The 23,502-nt window shown below is 58.8% G+C and carries 18 protein-coding genes and 1 tRNA gene; 4 read left to right on the plus strand and 15 right to left on the minus strand.

All coding sequences use genetic code 11. The features are described from left to right. The first annotated feature begins 174 nt into the window (after nt 1–174). Both IMCC21224_RS06230 and IMCC21224_RS06235 read left to right on the plus strand, forming a co-directional pair. Nucleotides 175–639: a (2Fe-2S)-binding protein gene (locus tag IMCC21224_RS06230; RefSeq protein WP_047994616.1), complete on the plus strand. Its 465-nt coding sequence runs from the start codon at nt 175–177 to the stop codon at nt 637–639. Nucleotide 640: 1 nt separating this feature from the next. After that, the gene (locus tag IMCC21224_RS06235; protein ID WP_047994617.1) at nt 641–2,821 is read left to right on the plus strand and encodes a molybdopterin cofactor-binding domain-containing protein; all 2,181 of its coding nucleotides are present in this window, start codon (nt 641–643) and stop codon (nt 2,819–2,821) included. A gap of 81 nt (nt 2,822–2,902) precedes the next feature. On the opposite strand, the gene IMCC21224_RS06240 is transcribed toward IMCC21224_RS06235, so the two are convergent. The 6 genes from IMCC21224_RS06240 to IMCC21224_RS06265 all read right to left on the minus strand — a co-directional run bounded on the left by IMCC21224_RS06240 (nt 2,903) and on the right by IMCC21224_RS06265 (nt 10,571). Beyond that, entirely contained in the window at nt 2,903–3,286 is a 384-nt protein-coding gene (locus IMCC21224_RS06240; protein WP_047994618.1) for a hypothetical protein, read from the minus strand. 83 nt (nt 3,287–3,369) lie between these two features. After that, nucleotides 3,370–4,695, minus strand: a complete 1,326-nt coding sequence (locus tag IMCC21224_RS26405; protein ID WP_053078908.1) for a hypothetical protein — start codon at nt 4,693–4,695, stop codon at nt 3,370–3,372. Between the two features lie 10 nt (nt 4,696–4,705). Then, the gene (locus IMCC21224_RS06250) at nt 4,706–6,826 is read right to left on the minus strand and encodes a dynamin family protein (RefSeq protein ID WP_047994619.1); all 2,121 of its coding nucleotides are present in this window, start codon (nt 6,824–6,826) and stop codon (nt 4,706–4,708) included. 97 nt (nt 6,827–6,923) lie between these two features. Further along, a complete protein-coding gene (locus IMCC21224_RS26410; protein WP_053078909.1) occupies nt 6,924–8,102 on the minus strand; it encodes a GTPase in 1,179 nt (392 codons plus the stop codon). After that, complete coding sequence (locus tag IMCC21224_RS06260) at nt 8,099–10,024, minus strand: dynamin family protein (RefSeq protein WP_231582024.1); 1,926 nt, start codon at nt 10,022–10,024, stop codon at nt 8,099–8,101. The genes IMCC21224_RS26410 and IMCC21224_RS06260 overlap by 4 nt, the downstream gene beginning before the upstream one ends. 190 nt (nt 10,025–10,214) lie before the next feature. Next, nucleotides 10,215–10,571 (minus strand): hypothetical protein, encoded by a 357-nt coding sequence (locus IMCC21224_RS06265; RefSeq protein WP_047994621.1) that lies wholly within the window; start codon nt 10,569–10,571, stop codon nt 10,215–10,217. An 859-nt stretch (nt 10,572–11,430) separates the two neighbouring features. Here IMCC21224_RS06265 and IMCC21224_RS06275 point away from each other — a divergent pair. Further along, nucleotides 11,431–12,570, plus strand: coding sequence for a hypothetical protein (locus tag IMCC21224_RS06275; RefSeq protein ID WP_047994623.1), 1,140 nt, complete (start codon nt 11,431–11,433; stop codon nt 12,568–12,570). Between the two features lie 274 nt (nt 12,571–12,844). Here the strand turns inward: IMCC21224_RS06275 and IMCC21224_RS06280 are convergent. From IMCC21224_RS06280 to leuC, 7 genes are all read right to left on the minus strand, one after another. After that, a tRNA-Pro gene (locus tag IMCC21224_RS06280) sits at nt 12,845–12,921 on the minus strand. 45 nt (nt 12,922–12,966) lie between these two features. Then, entirely contained in the window at nt 12,967–13,932 is a 966-nt protein-coding gene (locus tag IMCC21224_RS06285; RefSeq protein ID WP_047994624.1) for a DMT family transporter, read from the minus strand. Nucleotides 13,933–14,094: 162 nt separating this feature from the next. Then, nucleotides 14,095–15,204: a 3-isopropylmalate dehydrogenase gene (gene leuB / locus IMCC21224_RS06290; RefSeq protein ID WP_047994625.1), complete on the minus strand. Its 1,110-nt coding sequence runs from the start codon at nt 15,202–15,204 to the stop codon at nt 14,095–14,097. A 121-nt stretch (nt 15,205–15,325) separates the two neighbouring features. After that, complete coding sequence (locus IMCC21224_RS06295) at nt 15,326–16,273, minus strand: endonuclease/exonuclease/phosphatase family protein (RefSeq protein WP_047996916.1); 948 nt, start codon at nt 16,271–16,273, stop codon at nt 15,326–15,328. 47 nt (nt 16,274–16,320) lie between these two features. Further along, complete coding sequence (locus IMCC21224_RS06300; protein WP_197089173.1) at nt 16,321–17,148, minus strand: hypothetical protein; 828 nt, start codon at nt 17,146–17,148, stop codon at nt 16,321–16,323. A 353-nt stretch (nt 17,149–17,501) separates the two neighbouring features. After that, nucleotides 17,502–18,107 (minus strand): 3-isopropylmalate dehydratase small subunit, encoded by a 606-nt coding sequence (gene leuD, locus IMCC21224_RS06305; RefSeq protein ID WP_047994626.1) that lies wholly within the window; start codon nt 18,105–18,107, stop codon nt 17,502–17,504. A gap of 82 nt (nt 18,108–18,189) precedes the next feature. Next, nucleotides 18,190–19,596: a 3-isopropylmalate dehydratase large subunit gene (gene leuC, locus IMCC21224_RS06310; protein WP_047994627.1), complete on the minus strand. Its 1,407-nt coding sequence runs from the start codon at nt 19,594–19,596 to the stop codon at nt 18,190–18,192. Nucleotides 19,597–19,901: 305 nt separating this feature from the next. On the opposite strand from leuC, the gene IMCC21224_RS06315 reads away from it, so the two are divergent. After that, nucleotides 19,902–21,260 (plus strand): mechanosensitive ion channel family protein, encoded by a 1,359-nt coding sequence (locus tag IMCC21224_RS06315; protein ID WP_047994628.1) that lies wholly within the window; start codon nt 19,902–19,904, stop codon nt 21,258–21,260. A 6-nt stretch (nt 21,261–21,266) separates the two neighbouring features. Here the strand turns inward: IMCC21224_RS06315 and tdh are convergent, their stop codons facing one another. Both tdh and IMCC21224_RS06325 read right to left on the minus strand, forming a co-directional pair. Next, on the minus strand, nt 21,267–22,304 hold the full coding sequence (tdh, locus tag IMCC21224_RS06320) for an L-threonine 3-dehydrogenase (RefSeq protein ID WP_047994629.1): 1,038 nt from the start codon (nt 22,302–22,304) through the stop codon (nt 21,267–21,269). A 1-nt stretch (nt 22,305) separates the two neighbouring features. Next, nucleotides 22,306–23,490 carry a glycine C-acetyltransferase gene (locus IMCC21224_RS06325; RefSeq protein WP_047994630.1) on the minus strand — a complete coding sequence of 395 codons (1,185 nt, stop codon included), beginning with the start codon at nt 23,488–23,490 and terminating at the stop codon, nt 22,306–22,308. Nucleotides 23,491–23,502: the final 12 nt, after the last annotated feature.

Raw genomic sequence — 23,502 nt, forward strand, 5'->3', positions numbered from 1 at the left:
GTTGTATCGGGCAATCCACACCCCCGGCGATGTGGGTGTCGTCTTGTGTTAGAATTTTGGCGTCATCCGCGAGTGTTTATCACGCGCGCGGCAACGCACAATAGAGCACATTGAATATCTCTCCGATCCGGGGGCTACCCCGAGTCACTCCCACCGAACAAGGAAGGATCAAACGTGACGCGCGAACTCAGACTCAATGGCCAGACCGTCACGGTCGATGCCGAGGACGGAACGCCCCTGCTGTGGGTGATCCGCGATGAACTCAAGATGACTGGAACCAAGTTCGGCTGCGGCGTCGCTGCCTGTGGGGCCTGCACTGTGCATGTGGATGGTGCGCCGACGCGGTCGTGCCAGACCTATATCGAAGATGTCGAAGGGGCTGAGATCACAACGATCGAAGCGATGAGCGCCGACCGCATTGGCGCCGCAGTCCAGCAGGCCTGGACCGAACTGGACGTGGTTCAGTGCGGCTACTGCCAGTCGGGCCAGATCATGTCGGCGGTCGGGCTGTTGTCCGAAAACGGCAAGCCGTCAGCGGCTGAGATTGACGATTACATGTGGGGCAACGCCTGCCGCTGCGCCACCTATCAACGTATCCGTGCCGGCGTTCAGCGCGCGGCCGAAATTCTGGAGGGTTGAGATGACTGTGAACACATCCCGCCGCGGCTTTCTCAAAGGGGCTGCCGCTGCCACAGCTGTTCTGCTGATCGGCGCCCGGCCCAACGGTGCGCTTGCCGCCGGTTCTGACGCCACCAATCTTAACCCGTTTGTGCGCATTAGCGCCGATGGTCGTGTGACCGCCATCGTTAAGCATTTTGAGATGGGGCAGGGGCCGACCACGGGCCTGACCACGCTGATCGCCGAAGAGCTGGGCGTGACGATGGACCAGATCGACTATGATTTTGCCCCGTCGAATCCAGCGGTCTATAACAACCTGCTGTTTGGCCAGTTTCAGGGCACCGGCGGATCGACCGCCATGGCCAACAGCTATGACCAGTACCGCAACGCGGGCGCTGCTGCGCGCGAGATGCTGATTGCGGCGGCGGCGGCGGAATGGGGTACGGATGCCTCGGGCCTTGATATTGTCGACGGGCAGATCACCGGCAATGGCCATGCCGCGCCGTTGGCAGAATTTGTCGCGGCCGCCCTGACCCAGGGTGTGCCCGCCGAACCGCGCTTGCGCACGCCGGATGAATGGCGCCTGATCGGCAAGGAATCCGCCGTCAAGCGCAAGGATACCCCGGTCAAGATCAATGGGTCCGGCATTTTTGCCATGGACCTACATCTGGACAATCAGATGGTCGTCGTGATCGCCCACGCCCCCCGAATGGGTGCCAAGGTTGCATCGTTCGACGCCAGCGGCGCCGAAGGGATGACGGGCTTTGTCATGGCAAAGACCCTGCCGGACAACTCTGGCGTCGCGGTCTATGCCGAAGGCACTTGGCAGGCATTGCAGGCCCGCGAAGCGATCACTGTCGAGTGGGACAATTCCGAGGCTGAGATGCGGTCGTCTGACGTTATCCGCGACGAACTTATCGCCGCCGTTCAGGGTGACAGCACCTATCAGACCAAAGGCGTTCAAACGGACACGACGGCGTTGGTTGACGGCGCTGCCACAATCATCGACCGGACTTTCTACTTTCCGCTGCTGGCTCACGCCCCGATGGAGCCGCTGACCTGCACAATCGAAGCCACCGCTGACGGTGGCGCGATCCTGCATGACGGCGCGCAGTTCCCGACATTTGGCCATATGACGCTGAGCCACGTTCTGGACCTTCCAATGGAGAAAGTTCAGGTCAAAACCGTACTGGCCGGGGGATCTTTTGGTCGCCGCGCCAATCCGACGTCTGACTACAACCTCGAATGTGCCATGGCCTTTGCTCTGACGGATCGCAGCCGCCCGGTGAAACTGGTCTGGTCGCGCGAGGATGACATTCGTGGCGGATACTACCGCCCGGCCTTTGCCCATCGTGTGCGGGTGGGGCTGGACGCCGACGGGCAGATTGTTGGCTGGGATCACCGCATCGCGGGCCAGTCGATCATGAAGGGCACCGTCATGGAGCCTATGACCGTGAAAGACGGCGTCGATGGTACGTCGGTCGAAGGGGTGGCGGACACGCCCTATGCCGTGCCGGGGATGTCGGTTGGCCTGACCGACCACGCCAGGGCAACCAGCGTTTTGTGGTTCCGCTCGGTCGGGCATACCCACACAGCTTATGTGATGGAAAGCATGATGGATATGGTGGCCGAGGAAACCGGCGCCGACCCATTGGAGTTGCGCCTGTCGATGCTGCCGGGCGACACGCCGGCGCAGACCCGCATGGCTGGTGTGCTGCGCGAGGTGGCCAAACTGGCAGACTGGCAGGCCGGTGCGCCCGAGGGGCGCGCGCGTGGGCTGGCGGTACACCACTCATTCGGGTCATTCGTGGCCGAGATTGCCGAAGTTTCCGGCGGCGGCGCGGATGCAATCAAGATCGAAAAGGTCTTTTGCGCTGTCGATTGCGGTGTGGCGGTAAACCCTGATGTGATCCGCGCCCAGATGGAGGGCGGAATCGGTTACGGCATCGGCCATGTCATGCGCAACCAGATCACGCTCACGGATGGTGAGGTGGATCAGTTCAACTTTCCTGACTACGAACCGTTGCGGATTTCGGATATCGGAGCGATCGAGGTCGCGGTGGTCAGCTCGACCGACGCGCCAACAGGTGTCGGCGAACCGGGGGTCCCACCGGCTGGACCGGCGCTGGCGAACGCGATTGCCCGCGCAGGCAGCGAGCGTGTGACCGAACTGCCGATGATGGGTCAGGTCGACTTTGCCTGAACGAAACGCGCGCGGTCCCTCTAACGGGGGGCCGCTGGTCAGCGCTTTAAGTCGCGCTGGACAGAGGCAAATACCAGACGCTTAAACCGCTTTGACAGGAGACAGAAAGCGATAGCTTTCGTTTGCTGCCACCAGGAAGCCTTCGATGATCAGGTCGGAAATCGACAGGTCATAGTCAGCGGTCCAGTCGCCAGTGGCCTCAATGTCGACAAAGGTCAGAAACGCGTCCATCGTGTCGCAGGACAAATACTCTTCTGACGGGGTGACCTCGTAAAACAGCCGCGCATCTGATTCGTCATTGGCAAGCTTGCTGATCAGAGACCGGTCTTTTACCCGCGATTTCCAATGATCAAACCATTGCTTGCCCTGCCTGCGACGGAACTCTGGCGGAAATGATGTACGCACCTCCGCGAGCAGATCCCAAAGGCCTTGGGCCTCTTTTGATACCAACTCTAACTGTCCCATAAACTCTCTCGATTCTGCGCTCTGCTGTTCGTAGTATTTAGCCGTGGGCCATCTGCGTGGCTGACAAGGCGGTGATAAGTATTCTAATTGATGGCTATCGGGGTTTCCTGGCCCATGGCCCCAGCGCAATGGTTGTCCCAGAGATTGCCCATGCGCCTAAGCGCATTTCGTGCGATGCCTGAGTTGATCTTGGCGGTCTTGCACAGCGCATAGATGACGGTCTTGCCGTCGCCAGATGGCTGATACAGAAAGAAGTGATCCGACAGCGTGATCAGGGTTTGCTCCATCCCGACGTCGGCACCAGCATAGCGATAGAACTGGCTTTGGTGTTTCAGGCAATCATGACTGGCCCGGCCGGTTGCATGGGCAACGGTTTCGTCACCCGCCAAGACGGTGCACCGGGAACTGTCTTTTACGTCGATCAGGCCGGATGCGACAATGCTGTTGAGCCCGGACACGAATTCACGCAATTCGGCGGTAACCGCCTCGGTTTCCAAAGTTCTGGTTTCGTCAACCGGCGGCGCGCTGGCGACCTCTGCCATTGGCGCATCCACTTTGGCAGTGTCTTCCGGGGCTTTGGCCGCTATGGCAGGCTCTTCGATGACCTCTGCCGCTGATTGTTCGGTGTATTCGTCCATTTCTGGCTCGGGGGTAGCTACTTGGGCGATATCGGGTTCGATCTCGGGGCGCTTGCGGGATTTTTTGGCATAGTCCGCCACCAGGCCAGACAACATATCACCCTTGGCTATGCTCCAGCTTTCGTCCGAACCGGCGGATGCGTCGATCATGCGTTTGGAGGCATGCATGAACAGGATGTCCCCGAAAAAATCGGCGGCCTCGGACTCGAGCCGGGATTGGATCTTTTCAATTTCGCGCGCGGATTTCAGTTTATCCCCACGAGACACCACCAGAATCGAATGTTCGCGCTGAGCCTTGGGAAGGCGGGCAAGGATCGTGCGTTCCGTCAGGCGCCAAGCCTGCGACCCGATGGTCACCCAGATCAACAGATCCGCCGCCGCCATCAAGGTAAACGTGTCGTCGCCAAGTTCGCCGTCATGGCTAAAGGGCGCTTCGATCAGTTCGATCCCCGCCATATGCGGCGCATCGGTAAAGATTTCACACAGGTCCGCATCTGCCAGATCTTCGCAATCCTCTACCGCATCAAAGGTCCGGGACGCGCCGGACATATCATGGACGATGGCACAGGGTTGCGCGCCGTGACGCACCACAATCATCGGACGTTTGCGTTCACCAAAAAAGCTGGGAACGATGTTCTTGCGAACCAACAAATTGATGACGCTGGACTTTCCGGAATTCACTTCGCCGCCAACGACGAGGCTGATCACCGGACTGTCGCCACCTGTGATGGCCTTGACGCCTCGCGGCTTTTGAAGGAGTGGCGCGTTCATTTTCTTTCCTTCATGCCGCCTGAGCGAGGGTGTTTTTGGCCAGATGACTGTCGCAAACCGAAACGTGCTGAATGCGACGATCCAGAATCTCAAGCTGGCTTTGCAGACGGTGCGCCAGGCGGTTCAGGGCATCAGGGTCGGCAGCGAGGCGTTGCACCTGTGCGCGATCGGTTCTGAGACGCTGCTTGCAATCCTCGACGGTGCTGTCGACCATACGGGGGATGACCTGAAGCCGGGTTTGACCCGCGACGGCCCGTTCGACACATGCCTCACTGAACGCCGCGAGGATTTTCTGAATCGCCGGACGCAGTTCCGCCGCAGCGATGATGCGCAGCGCATCGAGCGATTTTTCAACATCGATGTTCTTGCGCCGCCAGAATGCCCAGGATTTGTTGGCGATCAGAACCAGATCCAGCTTTTTCTTGGACAGGGTCAGGGTCGAGACAAATGTATCATTGGGCAGGTTCTGCAAAGTGATGCCATCTGTGTCGATTTCGAACTTGTCACTGACCGCATTCAGCGAGACGCTCATGAAATTGGACAGCACGACGTCGATCCCGGCCCGCGCCTTGTCAAAGTTCTTTTTGATGTCCGCTTCGAGGTGCTCACGCAGGGGCAGCAGGTCGATGTTGAGCGTGTTGCTGGCAGCCGAGGCCACAGAGTTGCGGAACACCCGCTCTTTGATCCGGTCGCGTTGTTCGTCGATGAACACGCCGATCGATTCATTCAGAGATGCTTCGAGTGAAGCCCAGGATTTGGACACAATCTTGTCGATCTGGGCGTTAGACGATTCATAGTTTTCGTCGATCCCAACCTGGATACCGCTGAGCGTACCAAGTTCGGCTTCGATGACTTTCAGGGAATCCTCCCAGCGGTCGATATTCAGTTTCTCGACTTGCATCTGGATCGAGTCGCGCTCGCGCTTTGAGACGAACAGTAAACCACCAATTTCCGAGCGAACGTCTTCGACGATCTGACCAATTTGCTGGCTGCCGACGCCATGGTCGATCAGGTTGGACATCGTGCGGCGGACGTCTTCCAGACCGGCGGCCGCAAAGAACCGCTCGCGCTGGTCGGTGGGAAGACTGCCGGTGATGCTTCTGACATAGTTTGCCAGCCGATCGTCATCCAGTTCGTTGCGAATTTCAGCAGCCTCTTCGTCATCGCGCAGAGCCAGATCGGCAAGATAGGCGCTGCCGGCATGGATGGTGAATTCGACGTTCGGGATCGCCTCTTTCAGCCGGCTGGCAACGTCTTTTGTGACGCGCTGGATGTCCAGATCATAGTCGTCCAGCTCATCAATCCGGTTGATGAAAATGACGACATCCTTGGTTTCCTGCTGGGCCAGAATGCGCATCAGCGCGATATCCACCTCGGTCAGGGCCTGATGCGCGGATAGAACAACGATGAATACGTCGGATTTATCAAGGCTGCGGCAAGTAAATTCGTCGCGCACAAGGAACGGATCATTCACGCCGGGGGTGTCGGTGATGATCGTCGGCACGGCAAATTCAGGACGGCGGAAATACAGGTTGGCCACCTTGGTGATCGCCGCATAGCGACCCAGCGCGTCGCGCTCGCCCTCCTGTTCAGAGCTGGGGCCGGCACACACATAGCGTTGCAGCAGATCCGGTGTCAGAAAGTCGTAGTCATGCGACGTGCCGAGCAGGGTGTGGTAATATTTACCCAACCGTTTTTGCGCGCGTTCCTTCATTTCTTCGGTTTGCTTGCGCAGCAGATCTGCGTCAAAGCCGGGCAACAGCTGCTCTGTCAGCTTGCGCACTTCGCTGCCGCCATTGATGATCTCATCCCACGAGTTTTCGTCAAAAAACTCAAAACTCGCGCCGGTTTTGGGATCGTTGGTCAGGTTGATGCGAATGTTGGTGACCACCGAAGTCCAGGGGTTCACATCAGACGGCAGGAAATTATGCTGACCAAGAAAGGCGTTCAGAAAGGTGGATTTCCCCGCCTTGACCTGACCGATCACAGCGACACGCGCGGCCCAGTTGTCCAGCCGTTCGCTGAGGACGGTAAACGGTTCCCGTGCCGCGCGGCCCGCGACACCTTCGAGATCTCCAAGAGTCTCGCGCAGAAAGTCGATCTCTTTTCTTTGAAGCGTGGCGATTTGCATTTTTTGCGGCTCCTGAAGTTTTGCTGGCGCTGGCGGGTCGTCGTCTTGTTGGGTGTGCTTCAGCGGAATAGTTACGGCGGATACGGGTTAAAGTGGTTCAGGCCTTGATTTGTCGCGGCACGTTTGCCGCACTGTCGTATTGGTGACCAAAGCCGTCCTGGTCGTCGATTTCGTGGATCAGAGCATCAACGCTGGCCAGGATCGCGACGGGGTCGGTCATGTCTGTGTCTTGGCTGATGCGGTTCCAGGCAAGCCGGGCAGGCCCAGCCAGAATGACAGGGGATGCCGACGCAGGTGCCGTAGTCAGCGCCAGAATGGCGGTGTCCGACTTGATCGGCATCGCGATCAGTTTGTTTTCGTCCAACGGCCCCGAAATCGCCGAGGCGACCTTGCTCTCCAGGTCAAGAAGAGTGCCCGGACGATTGGTTGCAGGACGGTCGCAGAAACTGGCGTGCTTGGAGGTCTGTGACTTTGGCACAATCCGGCGTGGCTGGATTTGTCCGTCAGACGGTGTTTTTACGTCGGTAGCGGCAATGTCCGTGGGGGCGGTCACCGCGTTGGGGATGAGGTTCGGCAGGTCATCCTGTTCCGGCGCCAAAGCGCCGGTAAGATCGGCAATTCCGGTCACGTTGCTGATCAGGCGGTCGGCAAATCCGGCGATGTCATTTGCATCCAGCGCCGACAGCAAATCGAACGAATGGAAGAAATCCTTGGCGTCACGTTCCACACGGCGCAAAACCTTGCCCCTGGAGCGTTCGTCGGGGATCTGATCGGCATGGGTCAGTACGATGGCGCTGTGTCGTTTCAGCCGATCAGGCATGTCATTCCAGACGGACTTTTCGCTCTGGCGCCATGCCTGATTGGCATTGGAACACCAGATCACCAGATCGGCATAGGCGATCATCCGTTCCCAGGATTCGGGTGGAATGTTCGGATCCGAATTGCCGGGGGTGTCGATAAGGTCAAAATGTTCGAGGATCGGCGCGTCTGAAGGCAACAGGCAATATTTGGTCGTGCTAACCTCGACCTCGGAAATATCGTCGACTGCGTGCCACTCTCCGTCCAGATCGAGGCGCATCGGCGATCCGCCGCGCTGCAACAACCACATCGGCGGCAGCGAGGTAGAGGTGACATTGGACGGCAGGACATTCTGCCCCATCAGCGCATTCAGCAACCGGGTTTTCCCGGCACTAAATTCACCCGCAATCACGATCCGAGGGCGGCGCGTCCGAATGGCATTTTCGATCAAAGTCTCAGATTTTGTTGTATCCGTCATGCGACCTTCTCCTGCTGGGGTCCGGTGTCAAAGAGCAAGTTTGAAGGATCTTGCCTGCCCAAACATTCGAGAATGGTCTCGACAAATTGGTCTTCGTTCGAGAGGAATTTTTTGATCAGAGCCCGATTGGTTTGGACGTAAACATCGAAATGTTCCTCCAACAACTCGGCAATCAGCGGGGTGGTTTCGGCGCGGATGACGTCCTCATACCGTTTGGCATGGAGCTTGCGCTTGCCAAACCGCCAGAACCGGCGCCACCAGGTCGGTTGCAAATCTAGCGAAAGGGTCTGGGCAAGCGTGGTCGGCGGATTGGCGCCGGCAATGACAGGAGCTTCCATATCGGTGCCATGATCTTCGATGCCGAAGTTGTCTTCGAGCAAGAGATCGTATTCTTCCAGCGCGCGGCTGTGGGCAGATTTGGTATGCTTTCTGACGGTGCCACAGGTCGAAAGAAACGCTGTCCGCATCATCATCCGCAGGCTGACGGATTCGTAGGACCAGGTGTCAAATTCGCCATACGTCGCGAGATGAGATTCCAGCGCCTCGATCGCCGAAGCAACAAAGGTCTCGCGCGAGCGCAGCAGCCGTTCCTCGATGACCTTGCGCAAATCGCTGATCTGCTGGTCATAGCGTTCCAGCGTTTCGGTGGCGATATCATCCAGGCGTTTTCTGAGCGCGGGCAGGTTCAGATTGTCGATACGCTCCTGATCGATCTGCTGGTCGGCAATATTCGACACTGTGCTGATCATTTGCGAGATATTGTCGATTTCCGCCGACACGTCTTCGATCAGCAGATGGCCGGGGCCTTCGACGATGCGGGTGGCAATGGCACGGTGCAATTCGCCAACACCGGACGCATCAAAGGCAATCTGGCGAAAATCCTGAGGATCTTGGAGATCGCTGTCGGATTTTTCGGCCCAATGCAAAAGAGCGGCGCGGCTGGCGGGCATCATCTTGTCGCACGTGTTGCCAAGGGCGCAGTTGGCCCAATAGCCTGAGCCGAAAATGATCTTTACGCCCTCGGCGACGCCGTTCTTGGCCAGCGTATTCTTGATGCTTTCGTAAATCTTGATTGAATCGCCGCGCGGGTCCACCAGGGTGTCGATCCGGTTGACAAAAATCAGGACTTCGCGGGCCTGCACGTTGCAGATGATGCGCATCAGCGCCATGTCCATCGTCGACAGCGCCTGATGGGCTGACAGCACAACAACGCAGACGCGGCTGTCGCTGATCGCATTCAGCGTGATCTGTTCGCGCATCATGAAGGTGTCGTTCACGCCGGGTGTATCGCGGAAACACAGGCCCGTCGGATAGGTCGGAATGTCGATATAAAGGTCTGCCAGTTTGGTGATGTCGGCATAGACACCTTCGTCTGGCGTGTCCGAATCGTCGGGATCACCATAGCAGATATAGCGGTCGATGACGTCCTTTTCTATGGTTTCGAACGCGTGGCTCGCCCCAAGAAGGTCGTGAAATTTGTCACCAAGACGCTGTTCCGTGGTCTGGCGCATCTCCATGACCTGGTTCTTGACGGCGACCGCTTCGGTTTCAAATCCGGCGCGGTTGGCCATTTCACCAAGTCGACCGCCGGTGGTCACCAAGCGATCCCATTCCATTTCATCGAAGAAACGGAACAATGCGCTGGTCTTTGGCGGGCGGCGACGGGAATTCAGGTGGATCGCGGTGATGACCGAGGTCCAGGGATTGACGTCCGAGGGCAGCAACTCGGTCTGACCGATCAAAGCATTCAACAATGTGCTCTTGCCAGCCTTGACCTGGCCGATCACGCTGACCGCCGGTTCAAAGGAAACGATCTTTTCGGAAATGTTTTCAACCGCTTCCTGTACAAACGGAAGCGAACTTTCGGCCAGTGCCTCGGTCGCTCTTTCGACACGCTGAAGGCGTTGCCAAAATTCTTCCAATTGGGCAAAGCCGCCCTTCCCAAACAACGCAAAAGATTCGTCTTCAGAGAACATATTGTTACTCGCAAACTAGTTTGGTTCGAGTGCGCGGGGTGTTGCGAGGCGGCGGCAATTTTTGGCGCCGCTTCGCAACCTCCGGCAGTTTCAGATCACACCTCATCGGTCCGAAGGTTGATCAGTCTCAGCAGGCTCAGACTTCGAGGGTCGCTTCGCACTGCTTCACGTTCAAACGCGCCATACCAAGGTTCGCCTGCTTCTTGTCCAGAGCAACATAGAGGAAGATGGCACTGTTGGTCGAAAGCGGGCGGATCAGGTGATACTGCTGGCCGAGGGTGATCAGGATGTCTTCGATCGAGTCTTTCAGGCCCAGGGCCTTCATCGCGGCGTTCTTGGCACGTACCACTTCGGTGTTTGCTGCACCGGCGGCTTCGAGATCCAGTTTGCCAGTGCCCGCTTCGGACGCCAGCATCAGGCCGGATTCGCTGTCTACGAGGCAAGCGCCAATAAAGCCGGGGATGTTGTTCAGGTTCGAGATATCAGTTGTCATTTCATTTGCTCCAATAGGTTTCAACGATGCCGATATGCCCAGTAGATCAGGGCTGAACTGAGGCAGTTTGGAGAAAAATTTTATCCAGTTTTGACACAACTCTAACGGAACGTAACTTTTTATCTTATTGATAAAATTGTATTTTTTAATGAGGCAGGCTCGATTTGTGGCGATAACGTCATATTTTGACAGAATACCCGCAAGAATAGATCATTGTTTCTAGATTCTTTTTTTCGCGCCAGAATCTCCAAAAAAAGATGAATGCAACCTTAGGGGTGACGTTAAATGTATGCTCTCATCCTCTGGGCGTTTTATCTCGATCCCAATTATTGGAGGCGATTCGATATTATAGGGTAGATTCGCAGGCGTATTGGGTAATTTAATTTCAACTTATTGGCGAAATACGTAATTCCGTCGGGTCAACCCAAATTCGGTGCCCAATGTAAGATCGGACTGCAACGCCGCTGTTTCAGGCCATAACTGTGCAGAATCAGGTGATTTCGATGCATGGCGGGTGAATCTGCGTTGTCCGGGCTGACGGCAAGGGATTGCTTATGCCCTACCTCCCACGGCCTATGCTGCGGAATGTTACCGCTGCCTTGCGGGTCAATTCGGTTGCATGTTGCGAATCCGGTGCCGGGTTGATCGGTTTGCCTGCGATGCCAGCAAGCGGTCATATGAGCGATACGGCATAGCCTGAACACGAGAAACCGTTGTCAGCTGTTTCGTACCCTCCTAACATCAGAATCGTCTGGGGAGACTTGTTGGGCAGGCGGTCGCTGAACTTCGACCGGCTGAGCCAAGCATCCTGAATGGAGTTGGGCGGGTAAGCGCCCTTGGTCACAAAGGTGTGGTGCATATGTTGTCAAAATTCGGAAAACTTGCTCGGGATCATCGGGATCAGCTGGGCCTGACTGTTGACGAATTCGCCCGGCTCATGCGGATGGGTGTGGAGGATATTGAAGCCTGTGAAAACCAGCGGGCGCTGTGCGACGAAGATTTGGTATCACAGTATTCGCAGGTTCTGGGCATTTCCAAAGGATCGCAACCGCATTTGAATCTGAGTGATGCCGCCAATGAGGCGAACCAGAGGTACACCTATCACCGCAAGTTTCTGGGCGATGACCGGTTGATGGCGCTGCTGGCACGGCATGGTGATGCTTTGTCGGATGCCGCCAAAGCCAAAATAAATCGTATTGTCGCTGATGACATTGCGCGCCTGGCCTCGATACCAAAATATCAGCCAAAGGATGCTGTTGCCAATGTCGATGATGCTGCGGGTAAGATTGCACCGGAACCGTTACAGCCCCGCGCGCCGCTGCCCAGCCTGAGTCCTGCCCGCTTTGCCAGCCTGGTCTTGTTGTCCGAAGACATTCGCCAACTTTATATTCAGAACGAAGAGCCATTGTCTGCCGTTGCATTTCTGAAGGCCGAAGCAGAAAGGAGCGAGGATCTTACTTTCGAAGTATGCGCAAACATGCCGCTCTTTGCGCCAGATTCGGATGTCGTCATTGCGGGTGGCAGCCGCGGCCATACGATTTTTGCTCAGGAAAGTTTTGTGGCGGGTTGCGTCGCCACGCCCCGGTCGCTTGGGAACCACGTCCTGCTGCATGAATACGCTCATCACCGGCTTCATGCGGAAGACATCAGGAACGCCGAAGCAGGATATCTGCCACCACACCGGTTGGCGCATCCTGGCGGTGCAATACCGCAGGACACTGAACTTGACGCTGCGTTCGCGCTGACCAGCCTGACCGAGCTAGAGGCAGACTTTCTTGCCACCTTGCTGACCATCCCATGGATCAAACTGGCCGAGGTGGCGATTGAGGGCTACAAGCTGCGCTTTATGACCAGAAAGCTGGCCCGCGATTTTGGCGCACCGGAACAGGTCGCGGAGCGGCTGGTGCGGTATCTCAGGATAGACGTCGCCCGGGATCGTATCCGCGAAGGGTTGTACCGGCAAAACCGGATCGACCACCCTTTTCTTTTGCTGCTTTAAGCGGTGTGCGAGGGGCGCATATCTCGAATTAATCGCTCCACGTCGCTGCGGGGCCGGGCTTGCCTCGTGAGTAGGGCAAAAGCAAAGTGCGTTGATTGTTGGTACCATGGGTCAGATGCGCTCGCATCGCAGATGACAACATCACCCGCTTAGCTGACCCGCGCTGTGGTTGAACGTCGCGCAATAGCGTAGCCGCTCAAAACCATAGCCTTGCGCTGCCGCTTTGACGCCCGAAAGGTCCGGCATCTCTGGAATCGGGAAAGGAATCTAATATTGGTCGGAGTGAGAGGATTCGAACCTCCGACCCCCTGCTCCCGAAGCAGGTGCGCTACCAGGCTGCGCTACACTCCGACCGTGGCGGGCGGGATAGCCCGTCGCGCGAGGTTTGGCAAGGGGTCAGTGTCGATCCACGCCACGGCTCGTGCGCAATCGCAGCAAACTGCTGACCCGGGGCATTGTCGCGGTTTCGAACCTGCTGCGGCTCTTGAGCACCGGGGTGTTCTCTGATGTATCGGCGTTCCCTTCGCGCAGCACGATATAGACGCCGCTGGCGATGATGATCGACGCGCCAATCAGGGTCACAGTGTCGGGCCATTCGTCAAAGAACATTGCGCCAAACACTGTGGCCCAAAGGATCTGGGAATACTGCATCGGTGCCACGATCACGGCCTCGGCGGCCTTGTAGGCATAGATTATGATCATCGACGCGGCGAAGCCCAGCACGGCCATGCCGGCGTTCAGGGCCAGATGTTCAATCGGCATCGGTACGTAGACAACAGCGGTCAGCGCGCCCATCACGATAAAGTTAGTCAGCATCGGATACAGCACCAGCACCACCGGGCGCTCTTCGTTGCCGATCTTGCGCACAATAATCGAGGCCAGAGCCGAGCCACAGGCGGCAAACAGCGCGGCCAGATGGCCAAGCTCAAACTGCGTGGCACCGGGGCGCAGCACGACGATAACACCACACAGGCCGACAATTACCGCCATCCAGCGGCGCAGGCGGACACGTTCGCCCAGAATTGGGATCGACAGGATGGTGATCAGCAGCGGCGCGGCAAAGATGATCGCATACACCTCGGCCAGTGGCAGGGTGGTGAAGGCGTAGAACGCCGACGCGGCTGTGATCATCGCGGCGGCTGTCCGCAATCCGGTCCACCAGGGATGCACAGGGCGCAAGTGGCCGGGTTCTGAATCGCGGATCAGCATGACCACAACCAGGGGAAAGCTGAACAGAACGCTGAAAAACACGATCTGGAAGGGGCTGTAGTAGACGCCCAACGCTTTGACGATCACATCATGCGTGGCATAAAGTCCAAAGGACAGGAGCGCGAGCAAGGCGCCTTTTGCGTTCGGTCCCATACCTAGCTTCCCATGTTTTCGCTAACATCTTCTTGCTAATCACGCGTCCGCATTGGGATCAAGATCAAAGACCTAGAGTCGCAGGCTTGCACCGTAGCCGGAAACGCAAAGGCCCCCGGATTATAGTTCCGGGGGCTTTCGGATTCAACGTCCGTCGGACGATCAGCTAAGACTGGCGTCCAGTGCTGCGACGACGGCATCGCCCATCTGGCTGGTCGACACCGGGCTGCGCCCCTCTTCACCCAGCAGATCGGCAGTGCGGTAACCATCGGCCAGCACAGATTCGACGGCCTTTTCCAGACGTGTCGCCTCATCACCCTTGTCAAAGCTGTAGCGCAGCGCCATCGCGAACGACAGGATACAGGCAATCGGGTTTGCCTTGCCCTGACCGGCAATGTCGGGGGCCGAACCGTGTACCGGCTCGTACAGTGCTTTGGGGCGGCCATTGGCCATCGGCGCGCCAAGGCTGGCAGAGGGCAACATGCCCAGCGAACCGGTCAGCATCGCCGCGAGATCCGACAGCAGGTCGCCAAAGAGGTTGTCGGTGACGATCACGTCAAACTGCTTGGGCCAGCGGGTCAGCTGCATGGCGCCGGCATCGGCGTACATGTGCGACAGTTCGACATCCGGGTATTCGGTGTCGCCGATGCGCTGAACCACTTCGCGCCACAGCACGCCGGATTCCATCACATTCGCCTTTTCCATCGAGCACAGCTTGTTGCCGCGCTTGCGCGCCATCTCAAAGCCAGAGCGCGCGACACGCTCGATCTCGCTCTCGGTGTAGCGCTGGGTGTTGATGCCGACGCGTTCGTTGCCTTCCTTGAAGATGCCGCGCGGTTCGCCGAAATAGACGCCGCTGGTCAGTTCGCGGATGATCATGATGTCGAGACCGGCAACGACGTTCTTTTTCAGCGACGAAAAATCCGCCAGCGCGTCAAAGCACTGCGCCGGGCGCAGGTTGGCATACAGATCCATTTCCTTGCGCAGGCGCAGCAGGCCGCGCTCGGGTTTAACGGAGAAATCCAGGGAGTCGTATTTCGGGCCACCCACGGCACCCAGCAGAACGGCATCCACCTCTTGCGCGCGGGCCATGGTGTCATCGTGCAGCGGCGTGCCGTGCTTGTCATAGGCGCAGCCGCCGACAAGATCCTCGCTCACATCAAAGGCCAGATCGCGTTTGGTACCGTACCAGTCGATGATCTTGCGCACCTCGGCCATGACTTCGGGGCCGATCCCGTCACCGGGGAGAATAAGAAGCGAGGGGTTGCTCATGATGGGCGTGTCCTTTGGTCACAAATGCTCAGTCTCGCCTACCGACCTGCGCCGCGGGCGTCAAGATTCGAAGCCCGCCCCGTAGGTATGCGCCCTGCCAAAAGAATCGCGATTCGATCCATCATGGGGCAATCGTCAGATCGACCCAGACCGGTCTGTGTGGTCCGACGGCTGGTCCGTGGCCGGCCCCTGCAACCCCAAGGTCGGCCGAGGGCAAAACATAGCTGACCCGCATGGTTCCTGGTCCGGGCGGGGGCCAATGCACCGAATCGCTGCCAGGTACGGGATCTGTCAGGCGCGAGTCGGCGAGCAGGGCAATCATGGCCGCGTGCAGGCCGTCGCCGCGCTGGGAATCCAGGTTCGCGTCACCGATCACCACAAATTCGGACGTCGGCGGCGCCCCGCCAATCGCACCGTCCAGATAGCGGCGCCAGAACGCCACCTCGTCGTGGTTGCGTCGCCCGTTTCGATCCTCGGGCCCGTCAAAGACTGGCGGCGTGGCATAAAATGCCAGCAAGTGCAGCATCCGGTCCCCCGGCAGATGCAGCGGCACATCCCAATGCGCCGAAGAGGACAGGCGCTGGACGTCATATCCGGTATCGTCAGGCGACATCAGGTTGCCCGGCAGATCGCGCCACAGCAGGTCACTGAAATCGATCACTTGATCCATACCGACTGGAAAACGGCTCATCAGCGCCATACCACCCTGACCCGCGAAATAGCCAAAGCCCTGCGCGTCGCGCGGCCCCCCCAGCCGCCCGTCACCATCTAGATCCAGGCCGGTCGGCATGCCGGTATTTGGTTTGCGCGCCCAGAGGTAGGGATATCGGTTCGCCCCGTCCGGCATCGCGTTGCGCAGCGCGTTCAGTGCGATCAGATCAAAGTCATAGTCGATGTTGGTGAGCAGCAGAATGTCCGGGTCCAGCGTATCAATGCCCTCAGTGACAGCGGCTATCTCTGTATCCTCGCCGCGCAGGATGTCACGCAGCAACAGCCCCGGACCCTTGCGGCTGAGTGGCGCGTGCCAAGTCGCGACCCGGATCGTTTCGGCATACAAAGGTCCTGACAATGTGGGGATCAACAGCGCGCAGATCAAAACGGCCGCCGATCGTTGGATCAGGCGATCTGTAAATCCGCCTGCGCGTAGGCGCGGCGGCGCTTTTCCTCGATCAGGTCGGCGATGCGCATCAGGGCCACACCGCGCATCATCAATCCAGCGGGCAGAAAGGCCCATGCACTCATCGTCCATATCAGGGTCTGCGGGTCGGACAGCGACACCGGCTCCATCAGTTGGGACACCACCGACATTGCTGCCGGGATCAGGAATGGCAGCAAAAACCCTAATGCGACGTTAACATGCGCATCCCGTTTGAGCCGTCGCAGCACATCGCCCCCGGCAGTGGGGTCGAACAGCGGTAAGTTGACCCAGAAATTAAACGAACCACGGCGGATCGGCCAGTTCAGCAGCCGCACGATGGCGACAAAAACCAGCATGGTCAGCAGCGACATGAGATAGGCCAGCCCGGCGTGGGTGCGCACCTGCGACAGCGCGCTCTGTGGTGCGTCAGAAGGCACCAGCAACACCATAAGCCGCACCGGTGAAAACGGGAAATCCATCGCCTGACCAACTTGCCCGCCGAGATTGCCAAGCGCGGTACTGACCGCTGTTGGCTGAATCTGACCGCGGCTGATCATGGTCAGCGCAAAGACCGTCGCAAACAGCGCCGCAAAGCGCAGCCGGTTGAATGGCCCGGCGTCGCGAAATTCAAGGAAACTGGGATAGGCGCTGACATATTCGGAAAAGGTCAGGATCGCAGCAATCAGCGCCAGCAGGGCGATCATCTGGGTCCGGTCAGTAGATCCATCGTGCAACATCAGCGCGGGCAGTGCAATCAACACTGCCACAAGGAAGGCGCGGCCGCCTGCGCCGATAATGCGTTTCATCACTGTACTGCCCTTGTAAATCGGACGGACACGATGCGATGCCGTGACCTTGTTCCAATCTGATCCCGCCAATTGTGGCGGACTGCCTCATTCTTGCCCAATTTGTGCCTTCTTTTGCCAACTGCCTCAAGCATCAGGGAAACAATCGCCAAGGTTTGAGGCCACAAGAGGGAACACGTGGTGCGGGAATGCATCAAGTTCGGGGCAGGAATCTGGCGAAGCTATGGGGTGTCACAACATCTGGTGGCGCTGGCGAATTGGCCACTATTGCCACGCCAAATACGTAAACAACGTGATTTTGACGGAATATTGCGCGGCACCGTGCCATCAAGGGTACGGTGCCGCCAGGCAGGTCAGACCCAGGGGCGGGACTGGGCTGCTGCGGTTTCGAACGTGTCGATCGCGGTGACCTTTTCCATGGTAAGGCCGATATCGTCGAGGCCATTCATCAGGCAATGCTTCTTGAACGTATCGACGTCAAAGGTGAAAACTTCACCATCGGACGTGGTGATGGTCTGCGACTCGAGGTTGATTTCCATCCGGGCATTGGCACCCTTTTCCGCGTCCTTCATCAGCACGTCTATCTGCTCTTGCGGCAGGGCGATGGGCAGGATGCCGTTCTTGAAGCAGTTGTTGTAAAAGATGTCAGCAAAGCTCGGCGCGATAACGCAGGAAATACCGAAATCCTTGATTGCCCACGGGGCGTGTTCGCGGCTGGATCCGCAGCCAAAGTTTTCGCCAGCCACGATGATCTGTGCTTCACGGTACTGCGGTTTGTTCAGCACGAAATCCGGGATCTCGTTGCGGTCGTCATCATAGCGCATCTCATCGAACAGATTCACGCCCAGACCCGAGCGTTTGATCGTCTTTAGAAACTGCTTGGGGATGATCATGTCGGTATCGACGTTGATCAGGTCAAGCGGCGCGGCGATGCCGGTGAGTTTGTCGAATTTTTCCATTTAGAGTCTCCTTGGAACGGATGGCGGGGTTAAACCCCGCCCTGCGGGTTGCGGTAGGGCGGGGTTTAACCCGCCGCACCGTTCACATCAGGTCGCGGACATCCGTAAGATGCCCGGTCACTGCCGCCGCAGCCGCCATTGCAGGCGACATCAGGTGGGTTCGACCACCCCGGCCCTGGCGGCCCTCGAAGTTGCGGTTGGACGTCGCCGCGCAACGTTCGCCCGGAGACAACTGGTCGGGATTCATAGCAAGGCACATGGAACAGCCCGCCATGCGCCATTCAAAACCCGCCTCGATAAAGATATCGGCGAGGCCTTCCTCTTCGGCCTGGGCACGGACGAGGCCGGAACCCGGGACGACCATGGCACGCATGCCGTCCTTGACCTTTTTCCCCTTGAGGATGGCGGCGGCGGCGCGCAGATCCTCGATCCGCCCGTTGGTGCAGGAGCCGATAAAGACCGTGTCGATCTTGATCTCGGACAGTGGCGTCCCGGCGGTCAGCCCCATGTAGTCCAGCGACCGCTGCGCGGCTTCGACCTTGCCACCGGTAAAGCTGGCGGCGGCGGGCACATCGGCCGTGATCGGCAGCACATCCTCGGGTGAGGTGCCCCAGGTGACGACGGGTGCGATGTCTTCGCCCTTGATGGTCACGACCTTGTCCCAATGGGCGTCATCGTCGGAATAAAGCGTCTTCCACCAATTCATCGCGGCCTCCCATTGCGCACCTTTCGGCGCGTGGGGGCGGCCCATGACATAGGCAAAGGTCTTTTCGTCCGGCGCGATGAGGCCGGCGCGCGCGCCGCCTTCGATCGCCATGTTGCAGACGGTCATGCGGCCTTCCATCGACAGATCGCGGATCGCTTCGCCGCAATATTCGATGACATAGCCGGTGCCGCCGGCGGTGCCTGTTTTGCCGATGACGGACAGGGTGATGTCCTTGGCTGTGACGCCGGGGGACAGCTTGCCGGTGATTTCGACCTTCATGTTCTTGCCCTTGCGCTGGATCAGCGTCTGGGTGGCAAGGACGTGTTCAACTTCGGATGTACCGATGCCATGGGCAAGGCTGCCGAATGCGCCGTGGGTCGCGGTGTGGCTGTCGCCACAGACCACGGTCATGCCGGGCAGGGTCCAGCCCTGTTCCGGGCCGACGATGTGAACAATACCCTGACGGACGTCGGACACCGGGTAGTAGTGAATTCCGAAATCCTTGGCATTCTTGTCCAGCGCCTCGACTTGAATCCGGCTATCTTCGGTCATGGTGCTGGCATCGGCGCGGTCCAGCGTGGTCGGCACGTTGTGATCCGGTACGGCAATTGTCTTGTCCGGTGCGCGGACGGTGCGACCGGTCATGCGCAGACCTTCGAACGCCTGCGGGGATGTCACCTCGTGGACAAGGTGGCGGTCGATATACAACAGGCAGGTGCCGTCTTCGGCTTCGTCAGCGACATGGGCGTCCCAGATCTTGTCATAGAGCGTTTTGGGGGACATGCGTCCTCTCCCTTTTCTGATGGTTCAACTATTGGGTGGTCATGCGAATGGGCGCACCACGGCCATGCCTGCGGTGCGCAGTGCCTTATAGTCGGGCCAGCACGGTATGCGTCGCGCCGAAAAAGCGTTCACGCAGGCGGGCGCGGTCATCGAGGTCAAATACCGGTATCATGCAGCGCAGATACCCGTTTGCCCCGAGTCTATCAAGAGCGGCGTCTGTCGGCAAAACGGCGTGGCTCTGCACAGGCCTTGTCTGCCGGCTCCGGGAATGTAAATCTGTCAGACCATGGCAGACAAGGTGAGCGATGAACTCTGACGCGCCCCCCGAGGCGATATTCGAGATGATCCAGCGGATCGTCCTGACGCTTTTGGCGCGGGCCGAAGTCTTCGTCAGCGGGCTGATGCGTCCGTGGAACGCCTATCAAATCGTGATTGCCCTGCTGGTGTTTCTGGTGGCCACCGGGCTGACGCGGATGCTGCGGCAACCGCTGAATGACTGGATGCGCACGCGCGAAGGCTGGCCCAAGTGGCGGATGCGCATTCTGGTGCTGGCGCATCGCTGGCTGCGGACCATTCTGTTTGTTGTGTTGATCTGGATCGTCGCCATCGTCATGCGCGAAGTGACGTGGCCGTCGCGATCTTACCTGATCGTGGTGGTTGCCAATCTGACAACGGCCTGGCTGGCTATCGCCTTTGTCACCCGACTGATCGGCAATTCCATGTTGCGCCCGCTGGTGCGCTATGGCGCATGGGCCTGGGTCACGCTGCACATTCTGGGGCTGACCGAAGAAACGCAGCAGGTGCTGGACGGCGCGGCAATATCCATTGGCGACATGCGGCTGTCGCTGTGGCTGATTATTCAGGCGGCGATCACGCTGGGTCTGCTGATCGCCCTGGCGCGTTTCCTCGCCGTGACCAGCACCGCGCGCATCCGCAGCAACGAAGAAATATCACCGTCGATGCAGGTGCTGGCGGTCAAATTCCTTCAGGTCACGCTATATGGGTCTGCGCTGTTTATCGGGCTCAAGCTGGCCGGGGTGGATTTGACCGGCCTTGCCGTGTTGTCAGGGGCCATCGGTGTCGGCCTTGGCTTTGGTCTGCAAAAGGTGGTGTCGAACCTTGTATCCGGCATCATCATCCTGCTCGACAAGTCGATCAAGCCGGGCGATGTCATCTCGCTCGGGGAAACCTTTGGCTGGATCAACGCACTTGGTGCGCGCTATGTGTCAATCACCACCCGTGATGGCAAGGAATACCTGATTCCGAACGAGGATCTGATTACGGGGCAGGTGGTCAACTGGTCCCATTCCAACGATTTTGTCCGGCTAGACATCTTTTTCGGTACCGCCTACGGCGACGACCCGCACAAAGTGCGCCGCATCGCCATTGCCGCCGCGTCGAGTGTGGACCGCGTTCTGACCTCGCGCGCCGCCGTCTGCCATATCGTGGGATTTGGCGATTCTTCGGTGGATTACATCCTGCGGTTCTGGATTCGCGACCCCACGGGCGGACTGACCAATATCCGCGGTAATGTGTATCTGGCGCTCTGGGACGCGTTCAAGGAAAACGGCATTTCGATCCCCTTCCCGCAGCGCGAAGTGCGCATGTTGGAGGGGTCCGAGTTGCGCATGGCCCGGCGCGGAACCGCCGACCAGCCCGACTGAACCCGCTCAGCCCCAGTCGAGAACAACCTTGCCGCTTTGCCCCGACCGCATGGCATCAAAGCCCTCGATGAACTGATCCACCGGGAAACGGTGCGTGATCACCCCGCGCACGTCCAGACCGTTTTCCAGCATGGCAATCATCTTGTACCAAGTCTCGAAAATCTCGCGACCATAGACGCCCTTGATCGTGATCGCCTTGAACACGATCCTACTCCAATCGACCGGCGATTTTCCCGGTGGGATGCCCAGCAACGCGATGCGGCCGCCCATCACCAACGCCTCGACCATCTGGTCGAGCGCGCGCTGATTGCCCGACATCTCAAGCCCGACATCGAACCCCTCTTTCATCTTGAGCCGTGACCGGACCTCGGCCAGGTCCTGGGTGGCGACGTTGACCGGGACCACATCTGTGACTTGCGCGGCCAAATCCAGCCGCGCCTGATTGACGTCGGTGATCACCACATGCCGCGCCCCGACATGCCGCACCACTGCCGCCGCCATGATGCCAATGGGACCAGCCCCGGTGATCAACACATCCTCGCCCACCAGATCAAATGACAGCGCCGTGTGCACCGCATTGCCCAGCGGGTCGAGGATGGCGCCAATGTCATCGTCAATCGCGTCGGGCAAAGGCACCACATTGAACGCGGGCAGGCGCAAATATTCAGCAAAGGCGCCGGGTTCATTCACCCCGATGCCACGCGTCGCCGGGTCCAGATGGAATTTTCCGGCGCGACTCTGACGGCTGTTGCGCCCGATCAGATGCCCCTCGCCAGAGCAGCGTTGCCCCAGCTCAAGCCCTTCGACATTGCGGCCAAGTTCGACGATCTCACCGGCGAACTCGTGCCCGGTGATCAACGGCACCGGCACGGTGCGCTGGGCCCAGTCATCCCAGTTCCAGATATGGACATCCGTGCCGCAGATCCCGGTCTTCTTAATGCGGATGAGCACATCGTCCGGGCCGATCTCAGGAACCGGGGCACGCTGCATCCAAAGCCCCTCACGCGGTTCGGTTTTGACCAGCGCCTTCATGTCGTTGTGCATCTCAGATCACCCCCAGGGATTTGCCGACCTTGCCAAAGGCAGCCAGCGCGGTGTCCAGATCGTCGCGCGTCAGGGCCGCATTCATCTGCGTCCTGATCCGCGCCCGCCCTTTGGGCACCACCGGAAAGAAGAACCCCGAAACATAGATTCCCTCATCGAACAGCCCGCGCGCCATCTCTTGGGCCAGCCGCGCCTCGTGTGTCATCACCGGGATAATCGGATGCTCTCCCGGCAGGATGTCGAACCCCAGCTTGTCCAGGCCGGCCCGCCAATAGGTGGCATTTTCGAACAGCCGCGCACGCAGGGTGTCGCCTTCTTCCACCAGCTTCAGCACTTCGATCCCGGCGGCGACCACAGCGGGGGGCAGGGCGTTGGAAAACAGATAGGGCCGCGCCCGCTGACGCAGCAGATCAATCACCACCTGCGGCCCGGCGATATAGCCGCCGATGGCGCCACCCAGCGCTTTGCCCAGCGTGCCAGTCAGAATATCGACATCCACCCCGAAATGTTCTGGCGTGCCAGCGCCGGTGGCCCCCATGAAACCGGTGGCGTGGCAATCATCGACCATGGTCAGCGCATCATATTTTGCAGCCAACGCCGTGATGTCAGGCAAAGGCGCAAGGTAGCCATCCATGCTGAACACGCCGTCGGTGGCGATCATGATATGGCGTGCACCGTCGGCGCGGGCTTGCCTGAGCTGGGTTTCGAGATCATCCATATCCGCATTGGCATAACGATAGCGCCGCGCCTTGCACAAACGCACGCCGTCGATGATCGACGCATGGTTCAGGCTGTCCGAAACAATTGCATCCTCGGGTCCCAGCAATGGCTCGAATACGGCGGCGTTGGCATCAAAACACGCCGCAAACAGGATACTGTCGTCCTTGTCCAGAAACGTCGCCAGCTTTTGCTCTAGCTCGCGGTGCAGATCCTGCGTGCCGCAGATGAAACGCACACTCGCCATGCCATAGCCCAGCGTCTGCATTGCGTCTGTGGCTGCGGCGATCAGCCGGGGATGCGCTGCCAACCCGAGGTAGTTATTGGCACAAAGGTTCAGCATTCCGCGCCCGCCCACGGTGATCTGCGCACCTTGCGGCGAGGTCAGCGGTCGCTCGGTCTTCCACAACCCCTCCGCTTCGATGCCGCGCAGAGTGTTCTGGACCTGGGTGAGAAAAGCCTGTGTCATGATGATCTCCGA

Origin of the sequence: Puniceibacterium sp. IMCC21224, from assembly GCF_001038505.1 — a bacterium.
Lineage (GTDB): Bacteria > Pseudomonadota > Alphaproteobacteria > Rhodobacterales > Rhodobacteraceae > Puniceibacterium.